Genomic DNA, 21558 nt, shown 5'->3' with positions numbered 1-21558 from the left:
CTAACGGATTTCCCTATTCTAGTTTTAAAACTATATCCAACACCTCAGATAAAACGAATCTGAATCATCACTCCATAAAGATTAAAATCGAAAAGAACCTTATCAGTATCCTTCTTTAGAAAACGCTTTTTCCCATCTTGCCTAATCTCCGAAACTCTGTTTCCCACAGATTTCAATACCATAGTCAGTGGTTCTGTAAATAATTGTGCATTCATATCCAAATGAGGAGTTATGTTATAGCCGTTTTCTAGCACATTCAAGCGATTTTTTTCTCGTTCTTTTGTTATAAGCAACTACCTCTCTAAATGTACCCACCCATATTTCATTTTCCATAGCCTTTACCTTATTCCCACAATATTTCAGGATTTTGAAAAGCATCATATCCCTGCGATATTCCATGTATCATTGCCAACTCCCTATCTACCGGAGTTTACCAAGCTTTCCACCCATTTATCTAAAGACGCAGGAGTCGATTTCGACTTATCTCCCCCGATGTGATATTGTTCAGTACATGTACCTACCCCTGTTCTTATCAAATGTATAACTAATAGCACACACTCTGTCACCCTTATAAGGTGCCACATAAACATCTTGTGTGAACCCGTTATCCCTGATATCAGCCCCTGTCTGTTTCACCAATTCTATTCGAGGCGATGATTCCGGCATAGAAACATGCTCTTCATATACTCCCGGACGGACAAGTATAGATATTGTTTTCTTGCTCCCACCAACTGCCGCATTCACTGCTTCCTGAACTGTAAAGAAATCTCCACTCCCATCTTTCGCCACCACATAATCATAACGTCGCACATATTTTGCCAAAGCCGGCACTTCTTCCATCAAAGCGTCCACAACCAACCCGGCAACTATACGTCCACCATATATATTCAAGTGAGTATTGTCAATTTTCCCTTCCGGACAAAATTCATATTGTCCTGCTGGAATCCACATAAACAATTTTCTTGAATTCTCGACTCCCATACCGGTAACCAAGTCATGGATCAATTTATTCAAATCAATAAAAGATACATTCATTTCTCCGGCTACCCGACGGGGAGATTCCAGATATTTCCCATGGGTATCAACCAATACCGGACCTTCTTTTTCATAACTACCCTTTATCTCCGTCACACCTTTAGGGGGGGGGGGGGAAATTACGACGAACTATAGAATTGAACAGTACAGGATTTCCTCCCTTAGCACATGTTCCATTCACAAAACGTCTTAAATTATCATCAAAGGTACTTCCGGATTCTGTATGTAATGTGACTCTAGATTTCTCATCATTATGCCCGAATTGAATAAATACATAATCACCTTTATGAATTTTAGAAAGCACTACATCCCAACGTCCTCCATTGATAAAACTGAGTGAACTTCATCCATTCATAGCGTGATTATCCACCACAACCTCTTCCGTAAAATATCCGGGAAGCATTTGTCCCCAACCACGCTCTATATTACCATTCTTCAGACTTTTATTCGCCATGGTAGAATCACCAATCATAAAAATAGTAATGGGGGCTTTTCTCTCAGCAATAAAAGCCGATAACAGGAGTAAAGCACATAAAACAAGTAATACTTTTAATTTCATGTTTTTCATATACATTTTATAAGTTAAAAGATTTAGGCAAAAGTAAACAAGAAAAGAAACCATAAAAAATGATACAAGAATATAGAAATTTGCTCAAAATCAATAGTTCAATTACTCTTTCAGTAAATAAGAACTAATAAAAAGATGTTCAAACAACATCAATTTGCCACTTGAACATTTTTTCAATTCTTCAAATTCATATCGAAACATCGAAGGTTCTCCCCAATAGACAAACTCTTCCAAAAAGGCAAAATATGAATGTCCAACTGTCAGAATGATGCAGGCAAAGAAAGTAATTGATACATCAATGTATGTGCCATACGTTCTTGACCATTGGTATTAGGATGCAAACGATCATACCCCGAATCATAGAAATAAATAAGTTGTTCTTCAATCATCGGATTCATACCTGTAACCGAATTAAAATCTATTACAGGAACTCCCCACAAATTACCTGCTTCCTTAATGGCCTGTACATAAGCGTCCACATATTCTCCGCATTTATTCTGATAGCTTTCATCCGGTTGTACGTTCTTTTCGCCGAATTCCGCTAAAGAACGATGCAATGGGGTCAACAAAACAATTTGTTTATCGGGAAACAATTTTTTCAAATGACTCAAACCAATATTAATACGGCCTTTATACGTATCATTCGTCATTATAGGAACACGCCTTTTACGCGTTTCCAGTTTTTTAGTTTCACCACGGGCAGCCATCACCTGCTCTTCTTTCTCTGCAAACCAAGTCCCGACAGGTACACTGCTATTAAAATCATTTGTCCCCATCAAAACCACAATGGCATCAACCTCTTCTCCATGCTCCTTTTTCAATTGTTCTGCCTGACGGGGTACATCATTCCATTGACGTCCACTCACTCCATACACATAAGGAGTGATATCCAACCATTCTTTCAAAAAATCCCAATACTTTTTTATGTTATCTCCATAACAATTGGGATCAGTTATCGAGTCTCCTATATAACCAACCTTTTTTCCATACCATGGATGCCGGATATAACCTTTATTACATGATTCTTTTCCACAAAGAAACGTTTCCTGTCCGTGTAACAGCAACGGACATGCTAATAAAAGAGCAAATACAATAAACTGTCTGTTTTTCATAAGTAACTGTTATTTTTTCAATCAGTAAAGTGACATCAAAGATATAAAATAAGAAATAGAAAAACAGCTATCACATACTTTTATTTTCATTTGCCCTCTTCTATCATTCATAAGACAAAAAGTCCGAAAGGTCATAATAAACAAAACTTTACATTTTTAAATTAATTTGTTAACAAGGTGCGATATATTTATAAAGCATGTTATAAAACGGTGAAATACAGACTAAAAACTTGCTATTATAAACAAAGTCCGTATCTTTGTAGTGTGTTTTTCATAGTATTAGATTTAAGGTTAACAAAAGATTGGCTGTCTGGGATAGATAGCCTTTTTTTATGCTTTAAAACAGGAGAATTTCTTCATAAAAATTCAATATCCCAACAATAGCATTCTTCAAATGCCACCCAACCGAACACAACAAAAGTCAATAAGAAAAAGCAATACGTATATCTATCCATCGAGGCAATTTATGAATTACCTAGTCTTAACTAACGTTTATCCTATATATTTTTTGATTTATTTCAATAAAAGAAGACACTCTCATCACTGAGAATGTCCCCTATATTTAAACGAAACTTTAAAGAGAATTATATACTTCAAATCTTATCTTCTATTCCACCATACTCGTTGCTCACGGCTATCATCACCATTCAAATCTGCTTTCACGGCAGCTTCATAATTTTCAAGATTACCTTGATAAATTTCGCTATCAAATTGATGGCGATAAGGGATGTGATCAATCGTTGTACAAACCGGACCGACTTCTAGTTTCGGAATATCAAAACGACGCCAGTCAGACCATGCCTCAAAACCATCAGCCATGAAGCCACTAATCCAGCGCTGAAGAGCAATTTTATTAATTTTATCAGCATCAGTACCCGTATAAGCAACTGCTTCCTGTGCCAAATATTCATCAACACCTTCGGCTCCCCATTGTTCAAATGATGCCTTCACACCGGCTGCATAAAGTTGGGCAGGATCAGCCTGAATCCAGCCACGTTGAGCAGCTTCAGCCTCGATAAGTAGCATACGAGAAGCAGTAATAATAGGGAAAGTAGAGGTTACCTGTGTAAGCGAAGGATTATAAAAACAGCAGACTTTATTCCACGTGTTCACATCTGCAGACTCAATACCCAAAGGCATACCTTGGTATTTATCAAAATTCTTCAGGTCTTCATCCGTCACGCCCGCCTCTGCCTGTGTCTTGCCAAAAGGAATCAGCGAACAAGTAGAGAACAAACGGTTGTCCTTCAATTCCTTCAACTGATCTACATAATACTTATTAGGAACAAAATTATAATTATGGTTTACGCCATTATAATATAAATATCCCACAGTATTGGCCTCAAAAGTATAATTCAAATTATAGGCATTTTCTTCAATACCGCCATCAGCGTAAGCTTGAGCAAAACGCGAGCGTCCTTCGGCAGGATCCACATCTGCCAGTTTTATAGCAAGCATCATACGGGTAGAAGCATTCAGTTTCTTCCATGCACGAATGTCACCATCGAACAGGATGTCGGCTGTGCTCAACGAGCCACTTTCATTAAACTGATTATACGCTTCCCTCAAATCGGCATCTAACTTAGCATAAATCGTTTCCTGTGAATCAAATACCGGAGTAAAATTTTCCTCACCTGCCTGAAATGCTTCTGTGTAAGGAAGTGGCCCTAGAGCATCTGTAAGGTGCATATAGATGAATCCCATCAATGTACGTGCAACCGCAATCTGATTAGCATTATCACCAAACTGTACAATGGCAGGTTTACCTTTTTCAGCCTCATCACTATTAAAGTCAATAATCTTCTGGCAGTTCTTCAACGGATAAAGATAATAAGAACTTGTACTCATAGTAGGTCCGCCAAACGCACCATACTGATTATTATTTTTCTCGGACATATACCCCGGATACATTTGCGTCCACGGGTAATAATAATTTGAGTTCATAGAGAAGTATTTCACATAAGTACAAGCGTATGTAAACAACATACCAGTATTAGCCTCCGACGGTTCATTGGGATCTTTGTTAATATCGCCAAAGTCAGTCATATCACACGCTGTGAATGTTGCTGCAAAACTCAGAGATAAAAGTAATAATTTAATATATTTCATAATGATTCTTCGTTTTATGGTTTAAAAAGCAAGATTAACGGTAAAACCTATCGAACGGGTTGCAGCGGCATTACCACCTTCAAAATATCCCATACCAATTTCAGACACATCCACATTAGGACAAGCTGAGTAGATCAACCATGGATTGGAAGCATTAATTGCCACACTGGCACGACTCAGACCGATATTTAGTTTCTTCAAAGTTTGTGACGGGAAAACATACGACAATGACACTTCACGAAGTTTCACGTAAGTACGGTCATACACCCATTCTTCCCATACACGGGAAGCTGTGGTATAATATAGTTTAGCATTGACATAGGTATCTACCTTATTGCCATTCTGATCCACACCAGTCATGTGGATACCACCACCTTTGCTTACCGGTTCACGAACATTGACGCCACGGTCATTAAGTTCAGCTGTTTTATCAAGAATACCGCTACTGCTACCCCACATATTAGTATAGGATACAATCTGTCCGCCTACAGAGAAATCAATATTAGCCGACAGACGGAAATTCTTAAAACTGATACTAGTATTAAAACCACCAGTGAAATCCGGATGGAAGTTACCCAGTTCATCTAGTGTATTCTGATTGTAAGTAGGTACATATTCACCACCATACAACGCCTTCTGCGAAGCACTCAATTCATGGAAGATTATATTGCCATTGTCATCACGTTCCCATGTATTACCGGTTATCACACCAAGTGATTTACCAACCATAGCATAATTATACAAACGAGTTGTGAATGAAGTCCAATAAATAGAATAAGAATCCACTCCATCAGCTAGTTCCACCAGTTTATTACTATTCTTCGCTATATTGAAATTCATTTCCCATTTCCAGTTCTTAGTGGAAACAGGCATCCCGCCCAAACTCAATTCAACACCCCGATTACGAATTAAACCAGCATTCATCTTACGAGTGGAATACCCCGATTGCGGAGCAGAGGTTACGGAGATTATCTGATCTTTGTCATCCCGGGTATAATAGTTGAAATCACCCCATAAACGATTATTGAACAAACGGAATTCCGTACCTATTTCATACGAAGTGGAAATAGACGGCTCGATATTATAATTTTTCTGAGAAGAAGGTTCATACATTGTAACATGTGAACCATAACTGGTATCCAGCGAATAAGTAGGATAAATATTGTAAGCATTGAGCGTAGTACCTACTTGAGCCGCACTAGCACGCAGTTTCCAAAAGTTCAGCCATTCTGCATTCACCCATTTGTGAGCAAGGACAGAAGCGGAAAGGCCACCATACCAATAGCTGTTATGATTAGGACTCAATGTGGAAGACATATCGTTACGAACAGAAGCGTCAAGAAAATAAGTATCATCCCAGCCCATGGTAGCTGTGGCATAAACACTACGTTCTTTGTAATGTGTTTTCTCATTATAGGCTAAAGCAATAGTACCCGATGAAGCAGCCAAATTATAGTAATCGTCCAAAGACAAATCATAATTCGTATTGGTGTATGCATATAAATTATCGTACGTATAGTCACGTGCTTCTGCAAAAAGAGCTGCGTCTACCGTTAGTTTATCTTTAAAAAATGATTGTCCCCAAGTTAAACGTCCTTGTACAGTCAAATCAATCAAACAGCTTTGATCCTGACGATAATTTGACCGGAAATTAATAGATCCTGAAGGGCGTTCTCGTTCCAATTTGTAACCACGTATGTTACCATTTACGCGTACCCCTGCCTTCAAGTTATAAGGAAGGTCCACAGACACATCACCACTGAATACATTCCATTGATAAATGGTGCGATGATTATATTCATGAAATAAAGCATACGGATTATCATGGAATGCAGCACTTTGATTATTCACACTGTTGATATTCCACGTCCTCCATGATCCGTCCGGACGTTTATAGTCCTTATAATCTTTTAAATTGACATTGGTCTGTCCCCATTGGGTATATTCCTGCAAAACGGTACGTGAACCGTTATATCCACTTTCGGCAGCATTATGATCCTGACGATAAGTATATTTATAATCCAATGACACATTCATCCACGGTGTGGGTTTGAAATTTGTCTTGAACCCTAAGAAACGGCGAATAGCATCCGAATTGGGCTGCACACCAGTACGATAGCTATTGGTGAAAGAAACACGGGTATTAAAATCTTTCACACTCTTTGAAAACGAAACGTTGGTTGTATTGGTTACACCAGTCCGATAAAGATCTCTCAAATCCAATCCATGTTGCCAAGTGGCTGGTTTTCCATAATGACCACTGGTTTCGTCTAATGACAACGGAGTGACATATTTCACAGCCGGATCGTATGCAGCTCCCCAAGAAGTGTCCTCATTATAATCGTACACATAAGCACCTTGCAAACCGGGAATATCACCACTATACAAATCATAAATATCCTGAGCCCTGTTACCTTTTTCCGTACCTCCATATCCTCCACCACCATACAGCTTCTGCATATTGAAATGATTATAGTAAGTTTCGGCCTGCAATGTATGACTTACTTCAAGCAACCCTTTCTCACTTTGTCCCGCCTTAGTAGTTATGATGATAGCACCTGCACCACCACGCGAACCATAAAGGGCAGTAGCCGCGGGACCTTTCAATACGTTTATGCTTTCCACATCATCCATATTGATAGAGTTTTTGTTAGTGATAGCACCATCTACCACATAAATAGGTTCATTGGCTGGATTATCTGACTGGGACGAAGAAGGAATGGAACCTGCACCACGCAAAATAATAGTACCTGCATCAAAACCAGAACTGGCACCACCTATAAAACGTGCTCCCGACACTTTACCGGCCATAGCATTACCCAAATCAGTCTGTCGTGAAATAGTTAGATCCTCACCTGCCACCTTTTGTGTAGAATAACCCAACGCTTTTTGTTTACGGTTCAATCCTTGAGCAGTTACAACCACTTCATCCAACACTTTTGTGTCCGACTTCATTGTTACAGTAATAGTACCACGCTGAATTCCAACTCGCTGAGTAATCATACCCAGATAAGAAACAATCAGCGCTTTGGCATCTGTAGGAACATTATTGATAGCAAACTTGCCATCCACATCCGTAATTGCTCCTATAGTAGTCCCTTCCACTAAAACAGACGCACCTATTATCGGCTCACCATCATCCGCAGAAGTTACAACTCCTGCAACTGTTTTAGGCGCTTGAGCCATAGAGAAGCCGATACCCAACCACAGACAAGCTAGTAACATTAACACTTTTTCTTTCATACTCACTCTCTTTTAATTAAACATTATCCAAGTTCTTTTGGAACTTAGTTCTATAAAAGAAGAAAGTACAAGAATTCATTTCTTATAAAAAACGCCTAAATATTAGTCGTTCCAAACGATATTCAACTGTTAAAAGAGTAATTTCACACAAAGGATAAATAGTTAAAGAAATAAAAAAAACAAGATACTTTATTTGGAACAAGATATCTGAAGAAGAAAATGATTATCTTGACAATTTTCATGTATTTCACATCATTTTATACTAAAAATAAAATAATTACCTTGCATCTAACAAATATCACAACTAAACAATACTTATGAATAAAAAAATATCATAGACAAAAAATAATAGACTTATTCTTTTATTTTCAATAAAATTTTATATCTTTGCAATATTATTAATAAAATGAGTTCCAAAAGAACTTATGCTTACCGTTCTCCTCTATTCATTAAGTCCACCATACTTATATTATTTCCCCCTTTTACTTGATACACAATATATTATGAATATTTTTTTAGTCACTTTCTACTTATACTCTACCATTAGCATAATCAGCACTTTAAAAATCAGGCTATTATCTATTTAATATTCTATTTATTTTCTACTTATATGAACCATAAAACGATCAATCGTTTTCTTTATTACACAATTACAGTATTTATCAATCTACTAAATTCTAATCGGTCAAACTCGCAGGCGCGCCCCAATAAAGGCTAACAATTGATATAACCTTCCACCTGACATACGCATATCAGCTAATATTTGCCATATCGGATGCCCTATCACACCATAATCACAGTACCCTACTATCTTATCTCCTATCCCTCACTGCTGCAAAGCTTCAACTGGTCCGGAAGCATTTCTGCATTTTCCATCTACAGGAATAGAAGAAAAAGTCTCTTTCTCCGCAAAAATCCTCTTCTTTTCTGGAGAACAAAATGAAGAGGAGTCCTTTTTCTTTTTTTGCTCTGCTTTACTTTGTAACTTCATGTTTTCATGTCCACATTTTCCGTTGAAATGCCTACGTTACTACCATCCACATACAAATTCTTGTATTTTGAAATCTCTATCAACAAGTAATCAGTACTCACCTCTACACACTTCCGTTGTTGTACCGCCTCAAAGTAATGGTCCTGTATACTTTCCGAAGTAAGAATTCCATTTTTTTCGTATTGGGCTTTACTAAAAAATCCACGTTCCAACAGTGCATCCACTACTTGCTGTACATAATCGGCCGTACATCCTTCGGACAATCTGCGAGTAAAAAGCAGACACCTATCCTCTCTCCAACAGCAAAGACATCCTTTGTGGTAAATACGTGCCAATAAATGCAATACAAGCAATGTAGCCCAACTCTTGTTCCACCAACAATATTTTATCATTCTCGGAGAAATCCACACTCAAGTAGAAAAATTCCAATCCGGTTGTTTGTAATGCCATATCGATATTTTTATTGATGACAAATATAGAAAGAAACCCAGACGGAATGACGCGATTTGGCACAATAATACGCAATAATGCACAATTGATGCTCCACACACATCTTAAAATAGTAACCGGAAAGATATACGATAAAGACGAAAGATATATTATCTTACATGGGTATCATTATAGATGTTACAATTTTATCAAATATACATAGAAACAGATAGATGTATACAAAAAAAAAGAGAAACTGACTCCAAAGGAAAACAGTATCTCTTTTTTATCTTATAAGATTCTTCTCTATTATTCTTCCGTATAGCGTTCAATAGTCTGACCACGATCAGGACCTACCGAAACAATCTTGATCGGGGTTTCCAGCTGTTCTTCCAAGAAAGTGACATACGCATTGAATTCTTCCGGGAATTCATCCTCACTGGTCATCTTGGTCATATCAGTCTTCCATCCGGGCAGCTCCGCATATACAGGTTCCAGCCCCTCACTAATATCATAAGGGAAGTAATCAATTTCCTCACCATTTACTTTATAAGCCACACATGCTTTGATGGTTTCGAAATCATCCAACACATCGCTCTTCATCATAATTAACTGAGTCACCCCGTTTACCATGATAGAATACTTCAAAGCTACAAGATCAATCCAGCCACAACGACGTTCACGACCTGTCACCGCACCATATTCATGACCTAAATCGCGGATTTTCTTACCAGTTTCATCAAACAGTTCGGTAGGGAAAGGACCTGCCCCCACACGGGTACAATACGCTTTCATGATACCGTATACATTACCAATTTTATTAGGACCGATACCTAAACCGGTACAAGCACCGGCACAAATAGTATTTGAAGAAGTGACAAAAGGATAAGAACCGAAATCAACATCAAGCATCGTTCCCTGCGCACCTTCACAAAGCACACTCTTACCCGACTTCAGAAGATTATTGATTTCGTGTTCACTGTCCACCAAATGGAACTGTTTCAGGTATTCGATACCCTCCAACCATTGTTTTTCCAGTTCGGTTATATCATATTCATAATTCAAACTTTTCAAGATCTGTTCGTGGCGTGCCTTTGCCTTTCCATACACTTCTTCAAAATTATGAAGGATATCACCTACACGTACACCGTTACGACTCACTTTATCAGTATAAGTAGGACCTATACCTTTTCCGGTAGTTCCCACTTTGGCATCTCCTTTAGCAGCTTCATAAGCAGCATCCAGAATGCGGTGAGTAGGCAAAATCAAATGAGCTTTCTTTGAAATGTGCAAACGTTCTTTCAGGGGGTGTCCGCTAGCCTCCAAAGCTTCAGCCTCAGCCTTGAACAAAGCCGGATCCAGTACCACACCATTACCAATAATGTTTACTTTATTTCCTTGAAATATTCCGGAAGGAATGGAACGGAGCACATATTTCTGGCCTTCGAATTCCAGTGTATGACCTGCATTCGGACCTCCCTGGAAACGAGCTACCACATCATAACGGGGAGTCAGAACATCGACAACCTTTCCTTTGCCTTCATCACCCCATTGCAAACCTAACAAGACATCTACTTTCATGTTTCTTCGTTTTATGTTACTTATCTTTTTTCTTCCTACGCTTGGCCCAAGTACACTTGCTGCATACACCATAGATATATAAGGAATAGTGCGAGGCATGAAATTTCTTCAGTTTCGTATTGGCAATGGCTTGTTTCAGATTCTCATCCTGAAATTCGGTCACTTTGCCACATTCCGTACATATCATGTGATGATGGGTTTCATTGTTGTACGCACGCTCGTACTGGGAAGAATTGCCGAACTGATGTTTAATAACCAATTTTGCATCGATAAAAAGAATGATGGTATTATAAAGAGTAGCCCGGCTTACCCGGAATTTCCCTTCATTTGCCATATAATTATAAAGCGTATCAATGTCAAAATGACCTTTAATGGAATAGATAGTATCGAGTATAGCATATCGTTCAGGTGTCTTCCGATGCCCGTTAACCTGCAGATATTCTGTCAAGATCTGCTTTACCTTATCTTTCACATTCTCTTCCATCACAGATTTCAGTTCCGCCGTCAAAGTTAAGCCTTTTTATGATAACATGAAAGTTTAATGCCAATATTCTGTTTCTAATTTTATTTCTCCAGCCAAAGAAGCTATTTCTACCTTATCTGATTTGGTTAATGGAGCCAACAACCGATTCACCTTTTTGCCATTTTCCTTGCTTTGAACGGCAAACTTCTTCAAAGCAGTAGCAGCTGCTTTGCGGGGCAGCACTCCCTCGCTTTGTAAAGTGGCCATTGCCTGATCCAAAAATTCAGCTTCCGAACGCTCAGTCAGCTGATTTCCCTTCATCAACAGCCTTGCCATCAGCATAAAGCCACATAACTGAAAATATTCACGCTCATCGGCCATCCATTCAAAAGCCTTCTCCGAAGCATAAGGTAAATATTGGAACAAACTCATGCAAGTCAGTTCCGCTATTTCAGGATAGCGCATATCTTCTACCCATATATCAGCTATTTCCGGATAAAATGTTTCTACCGGCTGTAACATTCCCGCTAGAATTTTACATTCACGGATATTTTCTTTCCATAAAGCTTGCGCCACTTCATGATTTTTTTCATAACGAGCAGCTATTTCTTTCAAACGCGGAAGTTCGATGCCAAAATTCAGTTTATAGTCTAATCCCTTCTCACGCATACTTTGGGAAACCACCCCATTCATAAACAAACGGAATTGCCCCTTTATGTCTTTTATTGTTTCGCGTACATCCATATTTATTCTTATTCATTTCTATAAGGAAGATTCGCAAATTCTTTGCTATAACGTAACATTTGCTCCGCGTAACCTTCATTATAAGATACTTTTACATCTATAATATTTCCATCCTTATCTGTCACGGCCTCATATACAGGATTTACAAAACCTTTGTAAGGAGCCAGATGAAGTTTTTCATAACGTGCCAATATCTCGGCGTGCAAAACCGGATCTATTTTCACCGCATACTTTTCGACCAATTTACGGGCAGCCTCAAAATCTCCTTCACTTTTAATGCGTTGTATCTCAGCCAGCAACTGTCCGAACAGAGTGCGCAATTTTTGATAATCGTTTATCTTCACATACGTTTTCCCATCCTTCTTAACCAGTTCAACCACCTTATCTGCAGCACCTTTCTCAAATGTCCACCGCGCAATGAGCTGGCGGTTACGCATGTGTGCTTCCTCTACCATATTACCTAACTCGATGCGGACTAACTGGGTCATCAGACCATTCATCATATAAGTATAATATTCTGCTTTAAAGGCATCTCCATCCGGTGTAAGCCCCAACTCTACCATTTTGTCATCCGGCAGATAGTACAAACCGAATAAATCGGCACGTGCCTCTTCTATCGTAGATCCATACGCTTTCAAAGCATCCTGATCTACTCCCGGTAACAACTGGCCAGAACCGTGCCCCAAACATTCATGCAAATCAGTATGTAAATCCCCTGTAAGATCTGCATATTTCTTTATCCATTCTTTCTCTTCGGCACCGCAAACAAATTCATCTGTAAATCCATTACCATGAGCCGCTTTATTATAGGCATCAGTCAGATTTCCGATGGTTACAGACTTAGAACCATGCACACTACGAATCCAGTTGGAATTAGGGAGATTAATCCCAATCGCTGTAGCAGGATACAAATCCCCCCCCAGCATAGCGGCTGTAATCACCTTGGCCGACACACCTTTCACTTCCTTTTTTTTAAACCGATGATCTACAGGTGAGTGATCTTCAAACCATTGGGCATTAGCGCTGATAATTTCCGTGCGCTTGGTTGCTTCCAGATCTTTAAAATTCACAATGGACTCCCAACTAGCTTTCAGTCCTAACGGATCTCCATAACTTTCAATAAAGCCGTTAACAAAATCCACGCGTGAATCCAAATCCTTCACCCACGCAATAGAATATTCATCAAAATCTTTCAAGTCCCCATTCTTATAAAATCGAATTAATTTTTCGATAACTATTTTTTGTTGTGCATCTTCTGCCACACCAAGAGCCTTATCCAACCAATAAATGATCTTATCAATGGCTTGCCCATACAATCCTCCAGATCTCCAGACCTTTTCTTGTACTTTTCCGTCCTCCTTCACTAAACGGCTGTTCATACCAAACATTACCGGCATCATATCATCCGGATTCTTCAAATTATGATAAAAATCTTCCGCTTCTTTCTGGGTTACCCCTTCGTAATAATTTGCAGCCGAAGTCAGGACCAAATCCTCCCCGTCTGCCTGATTCACACGTTTAGGCATCATTTCAGAATCAAAAATCACCGGAAAGACTTCTTCACAAAGTTCTTCCACTGTTTCCCCTTTACCCAAAGGTAACTTCAATGCATCCACACTATTCAATGCATCCCTAAAAAATTCCGGAGTGAAACCTGGTACGAACTTATCTGAAGCATAATGATGATGAATTCCGTTAGAAAACCATATGCGTTTCAGATAAGTTTCCAAATTGACGAAATTCACATCTGTACGATCTCCCTGATACTCTGTATATACGGTTTCCAACATTTTACGAATAAGCAAATTGTATTTGCCATTCTGATCAAACAAAATATCACGGCCTTGCAAAGCAGCTTGTGACAAATAGTAAATCAACTTTTTTTGTTTCAAACTCAGTTCTTCAAATCCATACACTTTATATCGAAGTAACTGTAAGTCGGCAAATTGTTCAACCGTATAATCAAATTCCTCCATTTCATTCATGCTTTTATCTACTTCATTGCAACCAACCTGTTTCATTTCTACAATTAACGTTTTCATAATTCGTGAGCCGAAACAAAAAAAGGAAAACAATTGTTTTCCTTTTTCTTAATTATAATGTAGCAAATTATGCTCTTATTTCTTTTCTTGATTTCTCTTACGATAGCCATTAGGAGTCTCACCCACATTCTTATAAAACGCAGCATAAAAAGATTGGCGATTAGCAAAACCTACCATTGCACTGATCTCTTCCACATTCTTATCCATATAGCGTTTATCAACTAAAAGATGCAAAGCATCTTTAATACGATATTCATTCAACAAACAAGAATAATTCATTCCGAAGCGGGAATTCACTACAGCTGACAAATAACGAGTATTTGTCTTTAATTCTTTCGCCAAATCTTTTGCTGAATAATTAGGGTCTTTGTACTTTTTCTGAACAACTACAATGTTCAAAATCTTATCATACAATTCATCGGCAAGTTCTGCTCTAATCAGAGATCTGTAAGCAGCCTTTTTCTCTTTCTTTTCTCTCAGGTTATACGGTTTTTTCTTAGGAGCCGCTTCCTGGGTTTCTGATTTTTTTTCCACGTCGCTCATCAGTTAATTTTTCTTTTAATTTTTCGTTGTTTGGTTAGTTATATAAATGCAAATATCTAATTTTGGACAAATGTGGGAAAAGTTTTTTTCATATGCAACTTTTTTTGCTTAATTTATTTCTTAAATAATCACAACACTTTGTTTTTTAAGTGGCAAAAAAGTTTATTTGTCCAATCTACAATAACCAACCTCTCTTTTAAGCAGTAATTTCAAAACAAATGAATTATGAATAAAAGTATATCTTATTTACTATTATTAGGCAGAGATCCCTACCAAATCTAAAGATTTTACTACCTTTGTAACCGATTACATTTTAAAATAACAAACAGATATGTTCCAAACTCTAAAAAACTACTTTGGATACGATAGTTTCCGTCCTTTACAGCAAGATATTATTCAAAATATATTAGCTCAAAAGGATACTTTGGTATTAATGCCTACAGGAGGAGGAAAATCCATCTGTTATCAATTACCGGCTTTACTGATGGAAGGTACGGCCATTGTCGTTTCACCCCTTATTTCTTTAATGAAAGACCAGGTGGAAAGTTTACAAGCAAACGGAATTGCAGCACGGGCACTGAACAGCAGCAATAATGAAACAGAAAATATAAACCTACGTCGCGAATGTCTTCAAGGAAAAATCAAATTACTTTATATTTCACCTGAACGATTACTTATAGAAACAAATTTCCTGCTGAAAGATATCCAAATTTCTTTATTTGCCATTGATGAAGCTCATTGCATCTCACAATGGGGACATGATTTCCGGCCTGAATATACCCAATTAAAGGTATTACGTAATCAGTTTCCCAAAGTACCGATTGTAGCATTGACTGCTACAGCTGACAAAATAACCCGAAAAGACATTGTACAACAATTGGCCTTGAAAGATCCTAAAATATTCATATCTTCCTTTGATCGTCCCAATCTGAGTTTGGAAGTTAAAAGAGGCTATCAACAAAAGGATAAGATGCGGACTATTCTTGAATTCATAGAAAAACACAAAAATGAATGTGGTATCATTTATTGCATGAGCCGCAGCAAAACAGAAAATGTGGCCGCAATGCTGATGAAACAAGGTATCCGTGCAACCGTTTATCATGCAGGATTAAGCAGCGATATGCGTGATAAGGCACAAAATGATTTCATAAATGATCGTGTACAGGTGGTGTGCGCCACTATTGCTTTCGGGATGGGAATTGATAAATCCAATGTACGCTGGGTTATTCATTATAACCTTCCTAAAAGCATAGAAAGTTTCTATCAAGAAATAGGACGTGCCGGGCGTGATGGTATGGAAAGTGATACTTTGCTGTTCTATTCACTGGGAGACTTGGTTATGCTTTCCAAATTCGCTACAGAAAGCAGCCAGCAGGAAATTAACTTAGAGAAATTACACCGGATGCAACAATATGCTGAATCGGATATCTGTCGGAGGCGTATCCTGCTGAACTATTTTGGTGAAACTATGGACCATGATTGTGGCAACTGTGATGTGTGCCGTAATCCCCCCGAACGCTTTGACGGAACAATCATTGTACAAAAAGCTTTGAGTGCAATAGCCCGAACTAACCAACAAATAGGTACTCACATGTTAATAGACATATTGAAAGGGTCAGCAAACCAAGAACTGATTGACAAAGGTTATGACAAACTGAAAACATATGCCGCAGGAAGAGATATTCCCGCACGCGACTGGCAAGATTATCTGCTGCAAATGCTGAATCTAGGATATTTCGAAATAGCCTATAACGAGAACAATCACCTCAAAATAACTGAAAGCGGGCAAAAAGTATTGTTCGGCAAAGAATCCGCCATGCTGGTAGTCATTAAACGGGAAGAATTCGTACCTGCTAAGGAAAAACGCAAAAAGAAAGCCAAGGAAGAGGTACTCTTTCCCACTCCGGTTACTTTTGGTAATGAAAACAAGGACTTGTTCGAGGAGTTACGTATACTGCGTAAAAAGCTGGCGGACCAGCAAGCTATACCTGCCTATATTGTTTTATCCGACAAGACTTTACACCTGATCGCCACCCAACAACCTACAACAATAGAAGCATTCGGCAACATCAATGGTATTGGCGAATATAAGAAAGAAAAATACGGAAAAGAGTTTATAGAGTTGATAAAAAAGGTACTGAAGAAATGAAAAACTATTCTTCCCATATACCAACAACAGGAACAGACAAATTCGGGACATTCATTAAATATTACAAAATCAGCCAACTAATTCATACACAAAGTATTGCGAATTAGTTGGCTTTTTTGTATCTTTAGGTATTCCCCCGAAAATAAGATTTGACGGCCAAAACGGGGGAAATATCCAAACTAATAAGATATGGCAAAGATAGTGAATATTTCAGAAATTCACCCTACTTTGGGTTTTACAGAATTTGATATTCTGGAAAAATACCGCAAGAGTTTTAATGAGAGTGAGCTTGGCAAGCTTCATTCGGTCTTTCCGTTTGAATGTATGGCAAAAGCCGCCGGCCTGTCGGACCGGCGCCTGGGACGCAGGAACAGATTCAGTCCTTCCGCAAAGATCGCCCTTATGGTCCTGAAGGCATACACCGGATTCTCCGACAGGCAACTGGTGGAACATCTGAACGGGAACATACACTACCAGATTTTCTGTGGAATTATGATTCCCCCGTCCCTTCCCATAACCAACTTCAAGATAGTCAGTGCCATCCGTAATGAGATAGCATCCCGCCTTGACATTGATTCTTTCCAGGAGCTCCTGGCTTCACACTGGAAACCTTATCTTGATAACCTTCACGTCTGCATGACCGATGCCACATGCTATGAAAGCCACATGCGTTTTCCTACGGACATGAAACTCCTTTGGGAAAGCCTCGAATGGCTCTACAGGCATATATGCCGGCATTGCAGGGAGTTGGGCATAAGGCGTCCGCGCAACAAATACAGGAATGTGGCGGAATCCTATCTGTCCTACTGCAAGAAAAGAAAGAGGAGAGCTTCAAGGACAAGAATGCTTAAGCGCCGTATGATCAAGCTTCTTGAAAAGCTCCTCAGTCAAAGGGATGGGATCCATAGCGAGTACGGTGCTTTACTCCGATATACCCAGGATTATCATAAGCGTCTTTCCATCATCAGAAAGGTGCTTGTACAAGAAAAGGAAATGTTTGAAGGGCGGAAAGTCAGTGACCGCATCGTCAGCATTGACCGTCATTATGTACGTCCCATCGTCAGAGGCAAGGAAACCAAGTCCGTCGAGTTCGGTGCAAAGGTCAATAATATACAGATAGACGGCATATCGTTCATCGAACACCTCTCGTTCAAGGCATTCAATGAGGGTATACGCTTGAAGGACTGTATCCGTATGCAGCAGAAGCTTATGAATGTAAGGGTAAGATGTGTGGCTGCCGATTCCATATATGCCAATAATGCCAACAGAAAGTTCTGTACAAAATATGGGATATCCACATCCTTTGTGCGCAAGGGAAGGGCGGCCAAAGATGAGCCTTTGAGGAAGGTGCTTAGAAGCGAACTCTCAAAAGAAAGGGCAACACGGCTTGAAGGAAGCTTCGGCACTCAAAAGCAACATTACTCGCTCTCAAGGATAAAGGCCAGAAACAGGAAGACGGAAATACTGTGGATTTTCTTTGGAATACATACGGCAAATGCCATACTGATGATAGAAAAAATCAGAAACAAAACAGCTAAAGCAGCATGATATGATTTTACTCACAGAATCAGAAGAGGTCATCAGACTTCTTCCGGAACGTCATGTCCTGTCGGATAGAAGTATGTGAGAAAGCACGGAAAAATGACAATAAGAATGGCATATGAAATGGTCATGCCCTATCATCTTCATATGCCATCTTATTTTTTAGAGACATTTACTGAATATCCCAAATTCTGTTCCTGTTGTAAAAGCATGATGATTGTATGACAATAATCCTGTTCGTATTTTTACTTACTTGCTTTCAGCTTATCCTGTAATTCCGGTCGGGGAACTCCCAACTCTATTGCTTTTTCAAAAGCAACATACGCTTCTCTTTTTTTCTTCTGACTTAAATAAATCTCACCACACATCACATAAATTTCCGCATCGTCCGGTGCCAGTTTGGCGGCCTCCTCCAAATCCAATAAAGCCAAATCAGGCGTATTCATTTCTACAGCCAATGTAGCGCGAGCTTTCAAATAAGAAACATCTCTGGGATTATCGGAAACCAATCTGTTAAAATCTTCTAAAGATTCACGATACTTCAACTCCTTCTGATTTAAAAGTGCCCTGCCCAAACGTGCAGTATTATTCCCCGGTTCCTCCTGTAATAAAGTATTATAATCTATTCTCGCTCCCTTATAATCCCTACGTTGCATATAAATATAAGCCCGAAAAAGTAACGCTTCCTTATTTGTCTTATCTATATCAATCACATTGCAATAATCCACATAAGCCCTGTCAAACAAATTTTTCTCCAAATAGAGTGAAGCACGATTGAGCAATGTAACAACAGAATATGGAGTAATATTCAAGGATAACGTGTACGAATCAATAGCATCATCTATTTTCCCCAATCTCCGCTGGACCGTTCCTAGATTAGTAAACAATAAAGCATTACGCATATTGGCAGGATCCATCTTCAATGCCTGTTTGAACAAAATTTCTGATTTTGTCAAACTGTCGTTTTTTGCCGCATCCAACGCACAGGTTATCAGCTCATCGTAAGTTTGCGCCTGCAACTGCATACATGCACATAGCAACATAAGATAACATACGATCTGTTTCATCCGATTTTCTATATTAATTAATTCCGGTTGCAAAGGTAGAGGAATCTTTAACGATATTCCTTTAGTTTAATTAAAAAAAGCATAAGGTAGGTTTCTCGTTTTAAAGGGTATTCCGTATATTTGGCATACAATTTTAAAAGAATAAAGAACATGAAAGTAGAAAAAGCGATATTCGCCGCCGGATGCTTCTGGGGCGTACAACATCAGTTCGAACGTATTCCGGGTGTACTAAACACTACAGTCGGTTATACAGGTGGTCCGGAAGCCAACCCCACATATACTCAGGTAAAAGCCCACATGACCCACCATGTAGAAGCTATTTTTGTAGATTATGACGCCGACATGGTTTCTTATGTGGATTTGTGCAAACTTTTTTTTGAAATACATGATCCTTCACAAACCGATGGAATAGGTCCCGACCTCGGACCGCAATATCGGAGTATGATTTTCTACATGGATGAAAAACAAAAATCCGAAGCTGAAGAGGTCATCGAACTGCTTCGCTCGAAAGGTCATAGAGTCAATACCAAATTACGCCCTGCCGAGAAATTTTGGGAAGCAGAAGACTATCATCAGCACTATTACGATAAAACGGGAGGAGAACCTTACTGTCATATACGCGTAAAAAAATTCTAAATTAAACAACAGAGGTGTGTTCAAATAATGGCACACCTCTGTTATTCATAATTATCCGGAACCTTTCATCATTTCATCAATGCGTCCAGATACATATAAAATTCGGGATCCTCGCCAACTACCTGTTTAGCAATTTTCCCTTCAGGATCAATCACATATTTAGTGGGATAACCACTTACTCCATACATCACCGCCACATCCGGTTCACCTATATTGCGTACATTAATCCACGGCAATTGATGCTCAGCTACTGCTTTTTTCCATTTATCCTCTGTATCATTGCAGTCAATCCCTACAAATTCTATTTTTCCCTTGTATTTTTCATATGCCTTTTTCATTTCGGGAATTCCTTTTATGCACCATCCACACCAGCTTCCCCAGAAATCAAGCACTACATATTTACCTCTCAGAGAAGATAAATCAAAATTCTTTCCATCCAAATCCTTCAAAGTAAATTCCGGAGCAGGATTACCTGGTTTCATTGCTTCTTTTGCTTTATCGCGAGCCAGTTCTTTCTCATATCCTTCTCTCATTCTCTGATATAAAGGAGCCATCATTCCTTCCTTTACCCGGTCAGTCAAAACATTAAAAGCATCCCCCAACTGGTCCCTTGTCAACTGTGACATTACATATACTGATACATCTTTATCCGGATTCTGCCTAACATAGTCACTTTTTATTTTTAAAATATTTCCATACCATTCTTTTGCTGAAGCATAAACTTTACGGATAGAATCTCCGGGTATTCCTTTTTTCTCCATATCCATACAGACTACATTCAATGAATCTATTTTATGACTATATGCTTTACAGTCCTCCAACACTTCATTATAATCATCATAAAAGGAACCTCCCTCCAATTTATATTCATCCAATGAACCTGAAATTTTTATAGGTTGGCCAGGCAACAGCAAAAAATTTATAGCTTTCATCGATATGGCAGGTATACTGCCATCCTCATTGGGTTTCACTGACGGTTTACCATAAATATAAACCTGTTTCAATACACTATCACCTAAATTAAAAGCAAAACTTCCATTTTGCATGGCAATCGTATCTGTCCTACGACTATCACGATCATTTACAGGAAAAGATTGTACCAATAATGTATCACTCTCGATACCAGTCAGCATACCGCTGATTTCCGGTTGGTCCGAAGGCTGGCAGGCAATCATAAAACCAGCTCCTACCAAAGCATAAACTAAATTCTTCATCTGAATGTCTTTCAATTATTATCTTTGTTTTATTTGCAGCATCAAATATACTTTTTCTTATCCAATAAAAATAAAGAATCAGAAGTAAAA

The 21558-nt window shown here is 38.7% G+C and carries 15 protein-coding genes and 1 pseudogene; 3 read left to right on the top strand and 13 right to left on the bottom strand.

Annotated elements, in window-relative coordinates; all coding sequences use genetic code 11:
• Positions 1-44 precede the first annotated feature (44 nt).
• From BVU_RS23025 to BVU_RS10210, 11 genes and pseudogenes are all read right to left on the bottom strand, one after another.
• Positions 45-1594, bottom strand: a pseudogene (locus tag BVU_RS23025) (pectinesterase family protein).
• A 269-nt stretch (positions 1595-1863) separates the two neighbouring features.
• Complete coding sequence (locus tag BVU_RS10250; protein WP_005848887.1) at positions 1864-2715, bottom strand: SGNH/GDSL hydrolase family protein; 852 nt, start codon at positions 2713-2715, stop codon at positions 1864-1866.
• Between the two features lie 600 nt (positions 2716-3315).
• The gene (locus BVU_RS10245; RefSeq protein ID WP_005848889.1) at positions 3316-4824 is read right to left on the bottom strand and encodes a SusD/RagB family nutrient-binding outer membrane lipoprotein; all 1509 of its coding nucleotides are present in this window, start codon (positions 4822-4824) and stop codon (positions 3316-3318) included.
• 21 nt (positions 4825-4845) lie between these two features.
• Positions 4846-8067 (bottom strand): SusC/RagA family TonB-linked outer membrane protein, encoded by a 3222-nt coding sequence (locus tag BVU_RS10240; protein ID WP_011965410.1) that lies wholly within the window; start codon positions 8065-8067, stop codon positions 4846-4848.
• Between the two features lie 826 nt (positions 8068-8893).
• Entirely contained in the window at positions 8894-9058 is a 165-nt protein-coding gene (locus BVU_RS22750) for a hypothetical protein (RefSeq protein WP_227225251.1), read from the bottom strand.
• Positions 9055-9450 (bottom strand): DUF4373 domain-containing protein, encoded by a 396-nt coding sequence (locus tag BVU_RS22745; protein WP_008667937.1) that lies wholly within the window; start codon positions 9448-9450, stop codon positions 9055-9057. The genes BVU_RS22750 and BVU_RS22745 overlap by 4 nt, the downstream gene beginning before the upstream one ends.
• A gap of 346 nt (positions 9451-9796) precedes the next feature.
• Positions 9797-11068, bottom strand: a complete 1272-nt coding sequence (locus BVU_RS10230) for an adenylosuccinate synthase (RefSeq protein WP_005841117.1) — start codon at positions 11066-11068, stop codon at positions 9797-9799.
• Positions 11069-11084: 16 nt separating this feature from the next.
• A complete protein-coding gene (locus BVU_RS10225) occupies positions 11085-11576 on the bottom strand; it encodes a Fur family transcriptional regulator (protein ID WP_005841116.1) in 492 nt (163 codons plus the stop codon).
• A 30-nt stretch (positions 11577-11606) separates the two neighbouring features.
• Positions 11607-12275, bottom strand: coding sequence for a DNA alkylation repair protein (locus BVU_RS10220; RefSeq protein ID WP_005848897.1), 669 nt, complete (start codon positions 12273-12275; stop codon positions 11607-11609).
• 8 nt (positions 12276-12283) lie between these two features.
• Positions 12284-14296, bottom strand: coding sequence for a dipeptidyl-peptidase 3 family protein (locus tag BVU_RS10215; protein WP_005848899.1), 2013 nt, complete (start codon positions 14294-14296; stop codon positions 12284-12286).
• A gap of 96 nt (positions 14297-14392) precedes the next feature.
• Positions 14393-14860, bottom strand: coding sequence for a helix-turn-helix domain-containing protein (locus BVU_RS10210; protein ID WP_005841109.1), 468 nt, complete (start codon positions 14858-14860; stop codon positions 14393-14395).
• Positions 14861-15191: 331 nt separating this feature from the next.
• On the opposite strand from BVU_RS10210, the gene recQ reads away from it, so the two are divergent.
• Together recQ and BVU_RS10200 are read left to right on the top strand one after the other, a co-directional pair.
• Entirely contained in the window at positions 15192-17009 is a 1818-nt protein-coding gene (recQ, locus tag BVU_RS10205; protein ID WP_005841106.1) for a DNA helicase RecQ, read from the top strand.
• A 189-nt stretch (positions 17010-17198) separates the two neighbouring features.
• Positions 17199-18557, top strand: a complete 1359-nt coding sequence (locus BVU_RS10200; protein WP_008667781.1) for a transposase — start codon at positions 17199-17201, stop codon at positions 18555-18557.
• Positions 18558-18796: 239 nt separating this feature from the next.
• Here the strand turns inward: BVU_RS10200 and BVU_RS10195 are convergent, their stop codons facing one another.
• Complete coding sequence (locus tag BVU_RS10195) at positions 18797-19651, bottom strand: tetratricopeptide repeat protein (protein WP_005848901.1); 855 nt, start codon at positions 19649-19651, stop codon at positions 18797-18799.
• 117 nt (positions 19652-19768) lie between these two features.
• On the opposite strand from BVU_RS10195, the gene msrA reads away from it, so the two are divergent.
• Positions 19769-20254: a peptide-methionine (S)-S-oxide reductase MsrA gene (msrA, locus tag BVU_RS10190; RefSeq protein ID WP_005848903.1), complete on the top strand. Its 486-nt coding sequence runs from the start codon at positions 19769-19771 to the stop codon at positions 20252-20254.
• A gap of 68 nt (positions 20255-20322) precedes the next feature.
• Here the strand turns inward: msrA and BVU_RS10185 are convergent, their stop codons facing one another.
• On the bottom strand, positions 20323-21468 hold the full coding sequence (locus tag BVU_RS10185; RefSeq protein ID WP_011965407.1) for a TlpA disulfide reductase family protein: 1146 nt from the start codon (positions 21466-21468) through the stop codon (positions 20323-20325).
• Positions 21469-21558 lie beyond the last annotated feature (90 nt).

Origin of the sequence: Phocaeicola vulgatus ATCC 8482 (genome assembly GCF_000012825.1) — a bacterium.
GTDB lineage: Bacteria > Bacteroidota > Bacteroidia > Bacteroidales > Bacteroidaceae > Phocaeicola > Phocaeicola vulgatus.
The sequence above is the reverse complement of the archived record's forward strand: the minus strand, read 5'-3'. Positions and strand labels throughout refer to the sequence as shown.

Bases quoted from the DNA above. Each gene is read 5' to 3' on its own strand.
- BVU_RS10215 (WP_005848899.1), bottom strand. From the start codon at position 14,296: ATGAAACAGGTTGGTTGCAATGAAGTAGATAAAAGCATGAATGAAATG.
- BVU_RS10220 (WP_005848897.1), bottom strand. From the start codon at position 12,275: ATGGATGTACGCGAAACAATAAAAGACATAAAGGGGCAATTCCGTTTG.
- BVU_RS10245 (WP_005848889.1), bottom strand. From the start codon at position 4,824: ATGAAATATATTAAATTATTACTTTTATCTCTGAGTTTTGCAGCAACA.
- recQ (WP_005841106.1), top strand. From the start codon at position 15,192: ATGTTCCAAACTCTAAAAAACTACTTTGGATACGATAGTTTCCGTCCT.
- BVU_RS10240 (WP_011965410.1), bottom strand. From the start codon at position 8,067: ATGAAAGAAAAAGTGTTAATGTTACTAGCTTGTCTGTGGTTGGGTATC.
- BVU_RS10200 (WP_008667781.1), top strand. From the start codon at position 17,199: ATGGCAAAGATAGTGAATATTTCAGAAATTCACCCTACTTTGGGTTTT.
- msrA (WP_005848903.1), top strand. From the start codon at position 19,769: ATGAAAGTAGAAAAAGCGATATTCGCCGCCGGATGCTTCTGGGGCGTA.
- BVU_RS10185 (WP_011965407.1), bottom strand. From the start codon at position 21,468: ATGAAGAATTTAGTTTATGCTTTGGTAGGAGCTGGTTTTATGATTGCC.
- BVU_RS10250 (WP_005848887.1), bottom strand. From the start codon at position 2,715: ATGAAAAACAGACAGTTTATTGTATTTGCTCTTTTATTAGCATGTCCG.
- BVU_RS22745 (WP_008667937.1), bottom strand. From the start codon at position 9,450: ATGATAAAATATTGTTGGTGGAACAAGAGTTGGGCTACATTGCTTGTA.
- BVU_RS22750 (WP_227225251.1), bottom strand. From the start codon at position 9,058: ATGAAGTTACAAAGTAAAGCAGAGCAAAAAAAGAAAAAGGACTCCTCT.
- BVU_RS10210 (WP_005841109.1), bottom strand. From the start codon at position 14,860: ATGAGCGACGTGGAAAAAAAATCAGAAACCCAGGAAGCGGCTCCTAAG.
- BVU_RS10230 (WP_005841117.1), bottom strand. From the start codon at position 11,068: ATGAAAGTAGATGTCTTGTTAGGTTTGCAATGGGGTGATGAAGGCAAA.